Origin of the sequence: Vibrio sp. T11.5 (assembly GCF_027587155.1) — a bacterium.
In the GTDB taxonomy this organism is placed as follows: Bacteria; Pseudomonadota; Gammaproteobacteria; order Enterobacterales; family Vibrionaceae; genus Vibrio; species Vibrio neptunius.
The window spans coordinates 1-14,311 of the sequence record NZ_JAPPTP010000001.1; the positions used below are offsets into that span (position 1 = coordinate 1).

Genomic DNA, 14,311 nt, shown 5'->3' on the forward strand with positions numbered 1-14,311 from the left:
TTAATGAGACATAATTTGTATTATTTTTGATCAGTGTGGGGGTGTTTTTGTACTGGGCTTGAATTGGCTTAAGATCACACTTTGTATTGGTGTCATCATATAAGAATTCAAACAAATCGTCTAAAAAATCTCTTCTCAGGAATGTATTTATCATGTTAATACATAGGGAACGGGGATTGATTTGGGATATAGCTTGATTCCAAGTGGTATTTATTCTCGCTCAAGGATGACATCAAAATATCATGGAAAGTTAACTGACGTTTGAATTGTTATTAAGTAATAACTCTTTACGAGGATCTTTGTATGCACAATAACAAAACTATAGTGTTAGGGACACTTGCCCTACTCTCCTCTTTGTTTGCCGCACATGCATTTGCTGATATTCAGATACTTGGAAGTGAAAGTGAGATTTCGCAGTCAATCACTCAGCACTATCAGCAGTCAACTCAGTTGTATAACGGAAATTTGGCCAATAATGATGCACTCTATATTAATGTTGCAACGGCTTCGGATGATGATATTGCTCTGGCTAAGTCCCATGTTGTCAAAGGAGATACCGTTGTCATCGACCTCAGACAAGTCTCAGGGTATGACGCTAAGATTGACCTTAGCCAATCGCTAACAGGGCTTGGTAGTGATGCGCCTGTTGTCGTTACGGGGATATATCAAGGTGACAACATTATCAACTCCATCGTTGCAGATGTGCGCGATGAGAATGGTGATCCTGTGAACAGCCCATCGGCTGAGTTGGATAGCATTAACCAGTCTTTAGTTCATGCACTTGATCGTCTTGGTTTCGGAGGTGAATAATATGAAAACTTCTACAATTTTCACTTTTTCTTTGCTTGCGGCTTCTATCAATGCGTTCGCGGACGAATACGTCCCTGTTGTTGAAAAAGTTTATTATATCACCAGCTCAAAGCTAACGTGTAATCTATATACAAGCAAAGACTTCGACACAAAGCGAGATTGGTGTAATGCTGGTGCCTCTGTCGATATTCGAGTCAATGTTTCACAGATGCGTTCTGTCCAGTCTTCCACTTCACAGGGTTTTACACCTGATGCTAAGATAGTACGTTTCACCGTTGAGGCGGACAAAGCTGGAACGGGTTTCCATCTCGTCGATGATCTTCAGCAAGATCATAGCTGGTTCCAAAGTTGGGCGAATCGCCGCACCTACATTGGACCATTTGCAAGCAGCTATGAACTGTGGGTAAAACCTGTATCAGGTTACGTTCCTAAGAAAGTTAGTGACTTTCCTCATAACGAAAATAAAAACTACCAGCACCGCGATACACATGGCTACTCGATCGGTATTAATGGCTCAGCTGGCGCAGAAGTGGGCAAAGATGGCCCTAAAGTCAGTGCAGAAGTGAGTGGTTCATTCAGCTATAAGAACGAAAAAACACTGGTGTTTGATACCAAAGACTACCGTGTCAACAACCGTTCTTCATTAAGTGATTTTAACATTGCATTTGAGCGTGAGTTTGATGAGTGCCAAGAACTCCGCCGTGAAGAGCTTGGCTGCTACTTTACGTCAGCACACTGGGGAAGCGGCTGGGTTTTCGATAAATCGAAATTCAACCCAATTTCTTACGCTAACTTCAAGCCCAACTATGACGTTATTTATGAAGCTCCTGTTTCTCAGAACGGAACAACGGATTTTGAAATTGGCGCAAAGTTTGTCGCTAAAGCCCGTTATGGTGATGTTATCCCATCAGCACTGTTCTCGGTCTATGGCCCAGGTGGTTGGGCGACGACGGGATGGTCAATTCCACGAACGGTTCGCATAGATTGGAGCCACCCACTCTTTGAAGCAGAAGCTCATGTGACCTTGCAGTCATTGAGCAATAACGACCTGTGTCTGGACGTCTATGGCATCAATGGTGATCAGAAAGCTGAGGGCGGTCAAGTTGATGGCTGGAGCTGTCATGGAAGTTGGAATCAGACTTGGGGACTAGATAGTAATGAGCGCTACCGCAGCCGTGTTGCACCAGATCGCTGCTTGACGGTTTCCGAAGATAAGAATCTGACGGTTGAGTCATGCAGCTCTAATCTTGCCCAAAAATGGTTCTGGGAAAATGATAAGTTGATTAGTCGCTATGTTGATGGCAGCGATAAGCGTTACGTGCTGAATATCTTGGATGGTCGTAACGTTGCTGTGACTCCTGAAGATCAAGCGACACACGCTAGATGGAAACCGACTCTCCAGCAAATCAAACTTTAAGTTTGTCATGAACCAAAAATGGAAGGCTTTGCCTTCCATTTTTTAGTCTCTTTAGTTCGCTCGGTAAAGAAGTTATTTCCGTCTACAACGCATCACTATTCATTGGTTGATGCATTCCTGCGTCATGAGCAACTTATCTATAAATCGGCTGAACTTCCCAATATCCTTAGTATCACGCCGCTCGAGTAATCGTATCATTCGTGTAGAAAAGCACACCATCCTGGCTGACTAAGAGTTCACCCGCGGCAATGGATTGATTGTTGAATACAAGCTTACTCGCGGTTTCGCAGGTCAGTGGCGCTTCGATGGTTTGCCCCTCCATTAATTGCAGCAAATCGGGCAAATTAACTTCGAGTGAAGCTATCTGGATATAACTTACCGCTTCAGAGAATGAGTACGGTGCGAAGACATGCTCTACAGACCATGATTCTCCTCCCTCAAACTGGACTATTGCCAGTGGCTTGTCCCACCACAAAATCGCTTTGCCCTCATCCGGATTCAGGCCCTCTCTTAGCCACACTCCATTACCTTGAGTGATTGACTCAATATCCGTTGTGTAGCCCGCTACTAAAGGCACATCCAACTTGATACTTTGTCCTGAAAAACGTGTCCAATTGGTCGTCAGGCGCTTTAGCCATGTGGCGTTAAAACCTACCAATACAAACTCATAACCCTGACATTGAACCACGGGATAAATGCCATCGAGTAAGCAACATTCTGCACTTTGAGTGTTAATGTCTTTGATAAAAGGAATACTCACGGCTGAAAACATGGCAGCAACCAATGTGGGTAGCAAATCGTCCGCAATCATGCTTAAAGATTCAATCGCGGTTATCTCAGTAACACCATGGTTCCAGTCCGAATGGCTGCACCAAATGCCGCTCTTTGAATCACTTCGATATGACCAAAACAGGCCTTCTCCCCCCACTTTCTGTAGCGACATACGACAATATTGATTCTCTAAGCCAGCGCCAATCACCTTACTCATTTCAATTAGATCAGTCATAACGATTTACCTCTATGGTCATTTGGATCGTGGATTCACTCAGACGATGTTTTATTTTCGGCATGATACGAGTCAGGGCGTCTCGTTGTTTTTGATTCTTCGGTTTCAAATTGATCAAAACGTCTTGTGCCATCCATTGGGCGGTGATCATCAATCCCGACATTGGGCCGTTGAGCAATTTGAATGTGAGGCTATTTTGAGCTCTGTATATTTCAGCGTTTCCCCATGTTGCCACACGATTCACTGACGATAGTTCATTTAAGATTGAAGACGGAATTCGCCCACAAACCTCCGACTTATCGGCAGGTAAATCAACTTTCTGCCGTTTGTGGAATAGGGTCATAAATCGTTGCTTAAGTTCAGGATCTGCCTCATGACGACCTGCAACACTTCCGACACGCCATCTAGGACGTTCAATCTGCGCAATTCTGTTACTCATCCAGTACCTCTTTGAGCTTTTCCTGACCTCGTATCAACCGTGTTTTCTGAGTCCAGAGTTCCAATTTTTCACGTTCCAGTTGCTCTATTCGTTTATGCCAATCATCGACTGATTCCGCTTTAGAACGCTCGTCCATATACTGATTCTGCTTCTCTCCCAAGAGTTGCCTCAGTTGGCGACGATCCATGACATCTTCAGTTTGTTGAGGATTGGCAAGTTTTTCCCTGGAAACAAGCCACTCCTGATACGATTTTTGCTTTTCACGCTTGCATTCATCTTGTTGCGCTTTAAGTTGGTTCCACTGAGCTTGCAATCGTTCTTCTTTTCGCTTGCGCACATGAAGCAGTTGTTCAATAAGGTCAATGTCCTGACTGGATAATTTCACTCACCTATCCTCCGTTTAGCTGATGTAACTGCTGAAGTGTATCTCTTAGTGATGACGGCTCGTTCGCGCCCTGACAAAGGAAGCGCTCGATTGTGTCAAATTTTGCAATCGCTTCGTCAGTGGCCGGATCCTGCCCTTGCTGATACTCCCCTACACGGATCAGTAACTGTACTTGCTGATAGAGAGCGAGTAATTGTCTTAAGTGCTTGGCGTCATTCTTGTGTTGGCAGGTAACAATCTGCTCCATAACACGGCTTACACTAGCATTGACATCGATGGCTGGATAATGTCCTGCGCCAGCTAGCTTGCGTGATAACACAATGTGACCATCAAGAATTGAGCGAACTTCGTCGGCAACAGGCTCATTCATATCGTCTCCTTCGACCAGCACAGTGTAGATAGCGGTAATATTGCCAACAGGTGCAGGGCCAGCTCGTTCAAGTAGAGCAGCAAGCTGGACAAACACACTAGGCGGAAACCCGTTAGCTACGGGTGGTTCACCCGCGGCAAGGCCGATTTCACGGCCCGCCCGTGCAAAACGAGTTAATGAATCAACCATAAGTAATACATTCTTACCTTGGTCTCGAAAATACTCTGCAACTGTCGTGGCTGTTACTGCTGCCTTCATGCGTTCCAAAGGCGGCTTATCTGATGTCGCGACGATCAAAACTGTTTTTTCTTTTGCGGCAGGCGGAAGACAATATTCGATAAACTCTCGAACTTCTCTCCCTCGTTCCCCGACCAAAGCCAGCACAATGACATCCGCTTCACAGTGACCAGCCAACATACCAAGCAAGGTACTTTTTCCTCCACCAGCAGCGGCAAAAATGCCAACCCGTTGGCCTATACCCAACGTAAGTGTTGAGTCAATCGCACGGACACCTGTCGGCATCACCTTGCTGATCAACTTGCGCTTTAATGGATCGGGGGCTTCGCCGTGATTGTCTCGCCATTTCCCAACCCAAGTACTATCATCCAAAGGATGACCCAATCCATCCAAGACACGTCCAAGTAATTCATCACCGACCATTACTCTATGCCCATGCCCCATGGGCTCGACCTGCATGTCAGTGCCAATACCAATTGTTGAGCGAAATGGGGATAACCACGCCTCTTCTCCATTGATGGCCACCACTTCTGCTTTAAGGTCGTGACCAATCATACAAAGCTCGCCTTGCCTAGCCCCTGGTAAGGTGGCACGAATTAGGGTCGACGTGACTTCCAAGATTTTTCCAAACCGGCGAAATGTTGGCACCAAAGGCAGTTCGGGGAACAGTTGTTGATTAAGCGCTTCGATTAAATCTGTTTTATCCGGCAATCGCATTTGGCACCTCCGCTAATGTATCAACTTGCGCGATGACTTTAATGCTTGCGTCATCGCCTATCTCTTGGAAAGACAACACAGGTGTAATCGGCATAGTTGGCTCTACAATCTTTCTCAGATATCGCCTTACGTCTAATGAAGTCAACAACACACATGGCATCCGGCTAGGCAATTTGTCTTTGATCAATGCAATGATGTGTTGTTCTTCTTCTGGCTCTAATGCACTGTATGCGCCAACCGCCGACTGACGAATGGATTCGCGAATTTGATTTTCGATACTGTCTCCAATGATCAACATTGGGATCCAGCCTTCTGCTGCTGTGAATTTCCGGCGGATGTGTCTGCGTAAAGCCACACGAACATACTCTGTCAGCATAATCGTGTCCTTCTCTTTTGAAGCCCATTCTACGAGCGTTTCGAAGATGGTTCTCAAGTCCCGAATTGAGATATTTTCTTCAACTAAACGCTGGAGAATTTCAGTGACTTTGCTGATGGGAAGCAAGCGTTGCAGCTCTTTGACTAGCTCCGCATAGCGCATTTCCATGGAGTCCATAAGGTAACGTGTTTCCTGAACACCCAAAAATTCTTTGGCGTAATGTTGGGCAACCATTTCGACTAAATGAATGGATATATCATTGCCCTGATAATAGTCATGCCCACTGAGTTGGATTGTCTCCAATGCTTCGAGTGGGTGCCAATGCAAAATTTGCTGATTAAACGCTAGTTTGCTTTGTTGACTTTCTAAACCATCAATATCTGTCAGGGTCAATATTTGTTGCTGTGTTACATTGAGCGTTATCACGGGTTCTTGGTACAACAGTAATTCGAACTCATCTCGACGCCCATTGCGCAATACCTGCACCTGAATTTCAGGAAGAGGTAGGCCAAGCTTTTCGAACAGTTTCCATCTGAGAGCTTGTAAAGATTTGCTTAGGTTCTCTTCCATTAGGTCTTGGCCAATTGCCAACATAAGCGGTACTGCTCCAGGGGTCATATCCCGCTCTCCGTTAGCTTCGACATTCTCACTGGCAACAAAACCCTGATGATCTTCGTTGTTTTTCTCTTTTCGAGTTAACCAGAAAGATGCCCCCAATACTGCTAAACCAAGCGGTCCAAATACGAACCAAGGAAAGCCGGGAATAACCGCAAACACAAACATTACCGCCGCTGCCATCTGAAGCGATGAGGGCTGACGTGAAACTTGTTGAACCAACTCATTGGCAAGGTTATTTTTAGTCTCCCCAGGAACACGAGTGACGATCAAACCGGCTGTAATAGAAATAAGTAACGAAGGTATTTGAGCAATAAGTCCATCACCGACGGATAAAATAGCGTAAGTGTTTAGTGCTTCAGAAGCCGACATATTGTGCTGAAGTACACCGACAGCAATACCCCCGAAGATATTGGTTAAGATCACAATAACGCTTGCGATCGCGTCACCTTTTACGAATTTCATCGCGCCATCCATTGCGCCGTATAGTTGGCTCTCTTTTTGAACTACTGAACGCTGACGCTTAGCTTCTTTAGCATCAATGATTCCAGCACGCATATCACCGTCAATACTCATTTGTTTGCCTGGCATACCATCAAGCGAGAAACGGGCGCTGACCTCTGCAACGCGCTCCGAACCTTTAGTAATGACGATAAACTGAACAATAGTGATAATAGCGAAAACGATGATACCAACAGCTAAATTGCCGCCGACGACGAAGTCCCCAAAGGTATAGACGATTTCCCCTGCGTCATGCTGAAGTAAAATCAGACGACTGGTACTTATGGTGAGTGCGAGACGATATAAGGTGGTGATGAGTAGCATCGAGGGAAATGCGGAAAACTCCAATGGATCACGAATATAAATAGCGATCATAAGTAGGATAATCGACATACCGAGATTCACGGCGATCAGCACGTCCACCAAGGTGGTCGGCAAAGGCAGAATCATCATAAATACGGCGATTACCAGCATAGCGCTGAGTATGATGTCTTGTCTTCCGGCTACTTTTGCTAACCAACGTGTTGCGATTGACATAACGACTCTCCTCCACCTAACTGTGTTAGAAACTGACGTTGCTTCTGACACAAACGAAACCACTGATGTGCGTCAAACTGTTTAGGGCATAACGCGCTAATAAACAGTTGCTGACCAATAGGAAAAATACGTTGAGGTAATCCGCTGAAACGTTCAGGTTGATTTCGCTTGAGAGCATTGTCCAGATTGTGGCTCGAACATGCTAACAACCATGAAGTCAGCATAAGTCGATTCCCTTGTACTTCGAGTCTTAGCCCAAAAGGCTGTTGGTGTATTTCTATGATGTCCGAAACTCGAATTGCTGGCAGCCTGAGCAATGCAATCAGTTGTTCAATGTTTCTCGTGATTTGCAGATCCATAACCGTCCCATCTATTACCTATGGTTCTATCATGCGGGGATTATGCTGCGTGGGGTATCAGGTCTACACCTGAAATAAGCCCCGGATTCAACCGGGGCGGTATGTGTTAAGCGGCCTGCTTGACTAACGCTTGTTCTACTTGTTGGTAACAGTTTTCCCAGTCAATATTGCCGTTCTCATCCTTTAATAATGATTCAGGAACATAAGACTTAGCCGTTTCGATCAGTTTTGCTTTGCTCAGTGTATTCTGTTCAATCACCTGCTGTTCGCGTTCCGAAGCAATACTCGCGATTTGATAGCGAAATGACGTTTCTTGCTGATCCTCTGGTAGATGATTCAGCTGAATCAATTGTCCCGCATCTTTGAGTGAGTCACCAAGTAAATCTCCCAAACGCTGATCGTCTTTGGTTTTATTTGCAAGCCGTTGCAACGCTTCATCGATACGTTGTTGAGTCATGTTTTCTTTTGCTCTGTTATGCGCGTCATTCATGCCAAGAAAATTCGTTGAAGCTATCAAATTTAGCGCGGTTCTGGCAAGAAGAGCACCCAGCGGTGTCGCGCAGGCGCCAGCAATCGCCGCAATAGCAATAGCAATCCCTCCTGTTCCGACGATGGCAATAACACTAAGTGCTGCTATTGCCGCGGCACCAATAGAAACGGCGGCGGTCGTTGCAACGGTAAAGCTCTTAGCTTTCCAGTTCATTTCTTGCCATGTATTTTTTGCATCCTGCCACATTCGGCTCATCGCACCCGCTTTGCTGGTTTCGAAGCAATCTCTGGACAAGGTGCCGATGTCTTGCAGCGCCTGGCGTTGCATTGCATAAGACGCGATAGCTTTTGCGCGGTCATTAAAACTGCCTTGCTTATGGATACCAGCCATCAAAGCATTGACCATTACTTCAGTTGACCGATTTCGGTTTACAACGTTGGCCATTTTGCGTTCCGACCAGGTTTGGACCAGGCCACCTATCATACTCGCCATCGGCTTCATTAATGGAGCCCCTGGAACGAGCGCCGCGACAAGTTGACTGGCTCCAGTTGCGATAACACCACTTCCGGAGGCCCCCTTCACGGCACCAGCAATGTATGGCGCACATTGCGCCAAATGAATTAACGCGATCATTTCTGCTGTCATAGACATAGATTCGTGACTAGGTAAGAACTCGCGTCTTCCTTGAAGAATATCTTTCACTTGATTTTCGACACTGCCTGTTTTCCACACTGTGGAGGCCATAGCCGCGAGGTCGTTGCCAAACCAACCACTGTTCGAACTGATTATTTGATAGGCGTGTGTAAGGTTACCCGCTAGCGCTTGTGATTCCACAGGATGTGCCATGGCCCAATTATGCAATTGTCCGAGTGTGTTCATAACACCCTGATAGTTCGAGCTTATTTCACCAGACGTCAAAGTAGAATAAAGCTTTTGATAAGCCTCGGTATAGCTTTGTATACCGACTTTCGCCATTTGACGTTCCAGAATTAGAGTACTTAAATCTGGACGATAATCGCCAGACCAATGGCCAGCTACATTCTGTTTTACCCAGGCAGACCAAGATTCTAAACTGTTGCCGCTGACACCAGGGTAACCTTTTTCCTTTGTCACTTCGCGATCAAAGCGAGTCAGTTCCAACATGGACTTTTCGTATTCGTCATCAAGCAGTTCGATGTCTTGCACTAAAGACGCCATACTCAACTCAAGGCGCTTCAACGTTGCCACTTCTTTTTCTGACGATATATCAGGTTGATTTCTCCAGTTTTTACCATGTAGATCAACCACATAATTTTCTTGCTTATTCAACTCAAGTTGTAGTTCTTCACGCTCCAGTATGAGTGCTCGTACCTGGTCATTGTTGGCTCTCAAAGGCGATAAGAAAGACAAAAATCCCTGCAGGTTAAGCCGTTTGGTGTTGGCGTCGACAGTTCGATCTAACATGGTATCTAGACGTGTTAGCTTATTGCCCAGCAACACTTTCGTATCTTGCGCCATCTGTACAGTCCCACACTGTTCTGCGAGGTTAGTCAGTCTTGTGAGTTGTCGCTCGGCCTCTGATCGCATAACGATCAATTGTTTAGTTACGCCGTCACAAATCGTTTCCTGCGCTAAAGCATCTAACGAGGCTACATAGGATTTTGCCGCACTGACTTTTTCATCGAGATAATCTGCGTACAACGTTAAGTTCTGAGTTATGTTGTCAGCCAGTTGTTTGCTTTCAATATCCGCGTAAATATTAATGCCAGCTCGATTATTTCGTTCATGAGTGACACTGTTCTCTCTGTCTAACCAAGAGAGACGATGTTGCGCTTGAATAACGTCTTCAGCTAACTTGCGTGTTTTGTCGCTGATATGGATTTGGTCGAGCTCATTTCTGATCTGGTCTGTAAGATCTAGGTCATCGTAATCGGTCAGTTCATCGGGCAGTAGGTTGTCACCTTTTACAACCAACCAAACGTTGCCTGTCAACGCAGCTAAAGTGGCAGAGAATTGATCTTCTACCGTTGAATCCGACTCAAAAAACTGCTGCATTTCTTTTGCAAACACAGCAGCACTGTGGCGAAGCTGATTGATTTTACTTGGTATGTCTAGGCGGGCTTCGATACCTTTTTGTTCTTCCAGTAATTCAGTACGGCTTTGCTTAAGTGCTTGTTTAATCAGATTGATGGCTCCAAGTTGCGCCTTTTGTTCCTTTTTAGGAAATGGCATAAACACATCATCTGCTAATAAGGGCACTTTTTCGGCTAACACTTCCGACAATACTCTTAAGTTAACTGTCGACATATCGGAAGCATATTGAACAAGTTTGTCTGATAAACGATTAGCTAAGGTCTCACTATCTAAACTTGGCGAGTTGTTAATGAGTTCAAAGCTTAACCTTGCTAACTCTGGAGTAAGCGTCGATTTAAGTGCAGGTGAACAAGTCTCATAAAAGGTCGAAAATGCTTTATAATCCTCCGACTCTGACTGCCAAGCTTGTCGGTAAATATTTGCTAATGATTTTATTGCATCAAGCCTATCATTTTCTTTAAACATTACTCGCTTTAACTGCTTAACATCGTTCTGTTGATCATTAGCGAGCTGATCAATAGCCGATTCAACGTTTGCTAAAGTCTCCTTTAATTGGTCGACTTTTGCTGAGAAAGTCTCAATACTAACGGTCACTGTTTCAGACGGAAGCGGTTTCTGGAAAATCTGAGCTAGCTTATGCGCTTCAGCATCAAGCGTACTTGTCTTGATTGCCTGATTATAGGCAGAGACTTCCTTTTGAAGGCGTTGCATAGTGGCCGTTTCGCTGTAAAAGAAACTACTCATGTAAGAGAGAGAGCTTGGCGAAGGCAATGGCGCTGGGCACAAATAACCAGTGATAGACTTTGCAGCTTGTTCCAATTTTGACATCGGTGTGCTCGTCGGTAACCTTGAGTCTTCCACTGCTTTGCGGTCTGCTTGAATCTGTCTATTATCTCTCTGAAGTAATTGGGTTTCTTTTTTCTCAACACTCACCGAGCCCTGCGTCAACTGTTTGACCAAGCGAGATGTTAGAGGTGTCTGGCCACTAAAATCCATCTTGTTTGCTACCTTTCCAGCAAACTCTTCACCGTATTCGTGCGCAAGCGCACTCAGGAACACGCCCAGTGTTTTGAGATTTCCCTCGGTTTGTTTTTGGACAAACTCCTGAACTGCACTCAGATCACTTAGTAAAGGAATCTGGGTTAGCCATTGCATCACCTTTTCAGCAAAGCTGAACTGAGATTTGACGATAACCGGATCGCCAGAAGCATTATCACTCAATACTAGCTGGCTATTGTCGACATTAGCTGTAAATTGGTTTAATTCAATCGGCATAGCAAACGCCTCCTAAGGATGTGACATGTTTATTGAGTGGATGGCCTTGATGAAATTCGCTATGCAATTGGTCATATTGATTAACCACGTCTGTCAGTTGTTCGAAGATCTCATCACCGCTTTGAGGAGATTGAATTACAAACTGATACAGGAGCGCACGACTGCTCTCCTCAAAGAAAATATAGCCACTATCCAACTTGTTTAACTCATGGTTGAGCTTCAGTGCTTGTTTGAAGGTCTCCCTTTCATTTTCTGGTTCAACTTTGGTCAACATGCATCTCAGCACCCAATCGTCATTTTTCGGTGCAATCGACACCATAAGCTGCTCATCCCAAAGCAAAAGACATTGATTTGACTGGTCAAAAACCAGCGGTAGTCCTAATTTTTCGCCAAGACGAGCTAGCAATAGTTCATGACTCATCGTTTTTCTCCCCCTTAACGGATTGATCATTCATTCCACTGATCTAAAAGTTCCAGCATGGCTTCCTGAACATGCTCTTTTTGTTCGGGATCTCGGTAACAAGTTTCTGACATGACTGCCATCAGCTCTTTCCATCGCCGTAAAAAAATAACTCGACGCTCATCCACCAGCGCTAATCGGCCGATGATCAATGACAAGGCGTCGGGATAAATCCAAGATTGCTCTAACAGCTCTATCGTGGCAGACATCACCGATTGCGGTTCCAACGCCATGGCCTTAGCCAGCGACACGCAGTGGTCTTCAAACGTGAGAAAAAGTAGTAATCGTTTAAGATCATTAATGGTTGCCACCACTTTGGTCATATCATCCGTTCTCTGTCCTTCATCAAGGGGCTCTGCCATCGAGCGAATTAGAATTCGAATATATTGTCGGCGATTTTCATGGCGCTCCAAGAGTTCAAACCAATGAGCTAAGCCCTTCTCACCACGTTTAGCATGCTGATACAGTTGGCGTACCGCACGTAAGCCGTTCTTATCAACATTCATTCCTTGTGCCGCCGCGATAATTTCTAGCTCTATTTCTTCCTCGGCGAGCAAAGTCATAAGACGTTTTTTAATCTGCTTTTTTATTTCGGGATCTAGGCCTTTGAAACCAAGCAGTGAGGTTAAAACCAGTGCCATTTTTCCTTTGTCTAACCCCGATTTTTCCAGCGCAGTGAATATCTGAGAAGCGTCTTTCATTTGTGATAGTTGCTCTGAGATCCGATTTATAGATTGGCGTGCTAGCTTATCCATTTGTTGAAGAAGCTTCTCTATTCCATTCATCATTGGATCTTGTGCTTTTGATGCAAGGTTCATACGCTTCATCATGCTACTAAGTCCAAGGCTTAACCCCTCCATGGTTTCCTCCATAGCTTCCGCCCTTACTTCGGCTAGTGCCGCGCTTGCCAAAGTCGCAGTAGACTCATTGGCTGGTGCCGCCGAGGCAGTACTTTGCGGAAATGCATGAAATTCAGTATTTGTGTTTCCTTCAACTCTCATTGCAAAACTCTCTCAAGCGGTTGATTGTTGATCTGAAGCCTTTGAAAACGAATCAAGCAATATCTGTAATTGCTGCTCCAGATCGATTCGAATTACCAGACAGTCAGACGTGAGCTCAGCTTGTGCTTGGTTAAGTTCGGCTTTGATCTGCACATTCAACTGCTCACCAAATTCTTTTTTTAATCTCAAATAGTGTGCTTGTGGTACAAACAGGGTCAGGTTTTCTTTATCTACCTGATAGGCAATTTGGTCACTTATCCTCTTAACCAAGAACTGACATATGTCTTGCTCTGTGGACCACTGCTCAAGCACTTTGCGAACTTGCTGACGGATGCGTCCTGTAAGGTTTTCTATTAAACTCCGTTCAAGTTCGCCTTGGTCTACAAGCCAACTAACGGACTCACTCACAGCTTTTTTCTGCGCTTGCTCTCGCCATGCGGTTTCCAATTGTTGCGATTTTTCACGAGCTGTCTGAAGTATGTGCTCTGCTTGTTGATGAGCTTCATCTCTTTTCAAACGTGCATGGCGAACGATGGCGGCAATGCGCTGACGCGCTTTCAATTCACAATGTTTTCTGCGAATGGCATTATCTACTTGCTGCTTTGACACCGTATTGCCACACTTATCTAGCTCACAATGTGTTACTGATATAGTGAATGGCTTCATAGAAAACGCTCCAATCTAAATATCCAACTTTCGACCTTCTCAGTATCCTCCTGAGTAAGTGTTATCGGGGTATCGAGCACTGGTAAGCTCAGGCGAAGTAGCAACCAAAAAGGTTGATCCTTCCAAATGGAGTAAATAGCGCTGGTACTAAAACGCTCTGCCTGTTCCAGTACATTGCTCGCAGACCATGCTGGTGGCTCAGAGCCTGCTGGCCATAGTGCGATTAATTGTTCAATTTGAGTCTGAGTAAATGTCTGCAATAGGACTCGTCGATACGTGCTATCCCACAAGTAATCTGGGCAGTTTTGCGACAATAGTCCGGCAGCTGTCGCCAATAGAGAAATCCTTGGTAATACAGGCAGCCACTTTTTCATTTCCTCTGAGCACTCTTCTAACCAAATCGATTGGCACTCGACGCGGCTTAGGATGGCACTATCAAGACGCTGACGCACCAACGGGTTGCGCTCCGGAATGGATTGCCAAGGCTCTAAATTCAGCTTTGACCACCATTGCGCATGCAACCTTGAGCTGACTTGCCTCAGTGTTTTGTTTAGTGATAGCGTATCAATAGACATGA

General features: G+C 45.1%; 13 protein-coding genes. 2 read left to right on the plus strand and 11 right to left on the minus strand.

From position 1 onward, the window contains the following. Positions 1-303: 303 nt before the first annotated feature. Both OH455_RS00005 and OH455_RS00010 read left to right on the plus strand, forming a co-directional pair. Positions 304-810, plus strand: coding sequence for a cytolysin secretion protein (locus OH455_RS00005; RefSeq protein WP_269979861.1), 507 nt, complete (start codon positions 304-306; stop codon positions 808-810). A gap of 1 nt (position 811) precedes the next feature. Continuing rightward, entirely contained in the window at positions 812-2,227 is a 1,416-nt protein-coding gene (locus tag OH455_RS00010) for a leukocidin family pore-forming toxin (protein WP_269979862.1), read from the plus strand. A gap of 172 nt (positions 2,228-2,399) precedes the next feature. On the opposite strand, the gene OH455_RS00015 is transcribed toward OH455_RS00010, so the two are convergent. The 11 genes from OH455_RS00015 to OH455_RS00065 form a co-directional block, all read right to left on the minus strand. Then, a complete protein-coding gene (locus OH455_RS00015; protein WP_269979863.1) occupies positions 2,400-3,233 on the minus strand; it encodes a hypothetical protein in 834 nt (277 codons plus the stop codon). Further along, the gene (locus tag OH455_RS00020) at positions 3,226-3,672 is read right to left on the minus strand and encodes a hypothetical protein (protein WP_269979864.1); all 447 of its coding nucleotides are present in this window, start codon (positions 3,670-3,672) and stop codon (positions 3,226-3,228) included. Before OH455_RS00020 ends, OH455_RS00015 begins: the two co-directional genes overlap by 8 nt. Further along, positions 3,665-4,057: a hypothetical protein gene (locus tag OH455_RS00025; protein ID WP_269979865.1), complete on the minus strand. Its 393-nt coding sequence runs from the start codon at positions 4,055-4,057 to the stop codon at positions 3,665-3,667. The genes OH455_RS00020 and OH455_RS00025 overlap by 8 nt, the downstream gene beginning before the upstream one ends. A 4-nt stretch (positions 4,058-4,061) precedes the next feature. Continuing rightward, positions 4,062-5,381 carry an EscN/YscN/HrcN family type III secretion system ATPase gene (locus tag OH455_RS00030; protein WP_269979866.1) on the minus strand — a complete coding sequence of 440 codons (1,320 nt, stop codon included), beginning with the start codon at positions 5,379-5,381 and terminating at the stop codon, positions 4,062-4,064. Continuing rightward, entirely contained in the window at positions 5,365-7,410 is a 2,046-nt protein-coding gene (locus tag OH455_RS00035; RefSeq protein WP_269979867.1) for an EscV/YscV/HrcV family type III secretion system export apparatus protein, read from the minus strand. Before OH455_RS00035 ends, OH455_RS00030 begins: the two co-directional genes overlap by 17 nt. Next, positions 7,386-7,769, minus strand: a complete 384-nt coding sequence (locus tag OH455_RS00040; protein ID WP_206372880.1) for a hypothetical protein — start codon at positions 7,767-7,769, stop codon at positions 7,386-7,388. The genes OH455_RS00035 and OH455_RS00040 overlap by 25 nt, the downstream gene beginning before the upstream one ends. Before the next feature lie 106 nt (positions 7,770-7,875). Then, entirely contained in the window at positions 7,876-11,607 is a 3,732-nt protein-coding gene (locus OH455_RS00045; RefSeq protein ID WP_269979868.1) for a type III secretion system effector BopA family protein, read from the minus strand. Then, positions 11,597-12,028 carry a chaperone SicP gene (sicP, locus tag OH455_RS00050; RefSeq protein ID WP_269979869.1) on the minus strand — a complete coding sequence of 144 codons (432 nt, stop codon included), beginning with the start codon at positions 12,026-12,028 and terminating at the stop codon, positions 11,597-11,599. The genes OH455_RS00045 and sicP overlap by 11 nt, the downstream gene beginning before the upstream one ends. 26 nt (positions 12,029-12,054) lie before the next feature. After that, complete coding sequence (locus OH455_RS00055; RefSeq protein ID WP_269979870.1) at positions 12,055-13,068, minus strand: HrpJ domain-containing protein; 1,014 nt, start codon at positions 13,066-13,068, stop codon at positions 12,055-12,057. Between the two features lie 12 nt (positions 13,069-13,080). After that, positions 13,081-13,734: a type III secretion protein gene (locus tag OH455_RS00060; protein WP_269979871.1), complete on the minus strand. Its 654-nt coding sequence runs from the start codon at positions 13,732-13,734 to the stop codon at positions 13,081-13,083. Then, positions 13,731-14,309 (minus strand): type III secretion system domain-containing protein, encoded by a 579-nt coding sequence (locus OH455_RS00065; RefSeq protein WP_269979872.1) that lies wholly within the window; start codon positions 14,307-14,309, stop codon positions 13,731-13,733. Before OH455_RS00065 ends, OH455_RS00060 begins: the two co-directional genes overlap by 4 nt. Positions 14,310-14,311: the final 2 nt, after the last annotated feature.